The sequence below is a fragment of the Streptomyces klenkii genome, assembly GCF_003626645.1.
In the GTDB taxonomy this organism is placed as follows: domain Bacteria; phylum Actinomycetota; class Actinomycetes; order Streptomycetales; family Streptomycetaceae; genus Streptomyces; species Streptomyces klenkii.
This window is the reverse complement of record NZ_RBAM01000179.1, coordinates 1-1,084: the sequence shown is the minus strand read 5'-3', so window position 1 is coordinate 1,084 and position 1,084 is coordinate 1. Positions and strand designations below refer to the sequence as shown.

Annotated in this window: 1 protein-coding gene; it reads left to right on the top strand. The window is 70.8% G+C overall.

The window, feature by feature from the left end; all coding sequences use genetic code 11:
• Positions 1-135: 135 nt before the first annotated feature.
• The coding region (locus D7231_RS35600) for a DEAD/DEAH box helicase (RefSeq protein WP_242000095.1) at positions 136-1,084 on the top strand (949 nt) is incomplete at its 3' end.

Below are 1,084 nucleotides of genomic sequence, written 5' to 3'. Positions count from 1 at the left end.
GGATCCTCCAGCACCTTGCTAACGAGCGGTCGCCCCCCATGGATCGGCAGCCGCCAGGGCATTCAACCACTTACACATGCCCAGGACGACGTCTTACAGCCATTGTCCGCCGGACCAGTGACAGACTCGATGCCGATGTCCCACGAGCACGCACCGCCTCGGGCGGGCGACAGCAACGCTCGCCGCCCGTCCCCGCGGGCGGTGCTCGAAGGGCTGCGCGACCGGAGGGACCGGGCGGCGCGCCTCACTCACATGGAGCAGCTGCCCGCGCGTCCCGGACGTCATGCGTCCTGGCCGGAAGGGATACACCCGGACGTGGTCGCGGCGGTGCGCGCGACGGGGATCGAGCGCTTGTGGGAGCACCAGGCGCTGACCGTCGCTCACGCGCTGCGCGGCGAGTCGGTGGTGGTGGCCACGGGCACCGCGTCGGGAAAGTCGCTGGCGTATCAGCTCCCGGTGCTCGGCGCGTTGCGCGAGGCGGGGGCCGGGGCGGGCCCCCGGGCGGCCACCGCGCTGTACCTGGCGCCGACCAAGGCCCTGGCCGCCGACCAGCTGCGCGCGATACGCCGGCTGGCCCAACCGCTCGGCGCGGCCGTGCGCCCGTGCGTCTTCGACGGCGACACGGCCACCGAGGAGCGCGCCTGGGCGCGGGACCACGCCAACCTCCTCCTGACCAACCCGGACATGCTGCACCGCGGCCTTCTGCCCGCCCACCGCCGCTGGTCCTCCTTCCTGCGGGCGCTGCGGTACGTGGTGATCGACGAATGCCACGTCTACCGGGGGGTGTTCGGCTCGCACGTGGCCCAGGTGCTGCGGCGCCTGCGGCGGGTGTGCGGTCACTACGGGGCGGAGCCGGTGTTCGTCCTGGCGTCGGCGACCACCGCCGATCCGGGCGTGTCGGCCTCCCGGCTGACCGGTCTGGATGTGGCGGAGGTCACCGAGGACGCCTCGCCGCGCGGCGAGCTGGTCTTCGGCCTGTGGGAGCCGGCCGATCGGAGAAGCAGAAGACTGATCTCCAGGCACGAATTCGGAATATGTATGCCGTCTACAGATCGAAAAAAAAAAATACCATCACATCGATTAT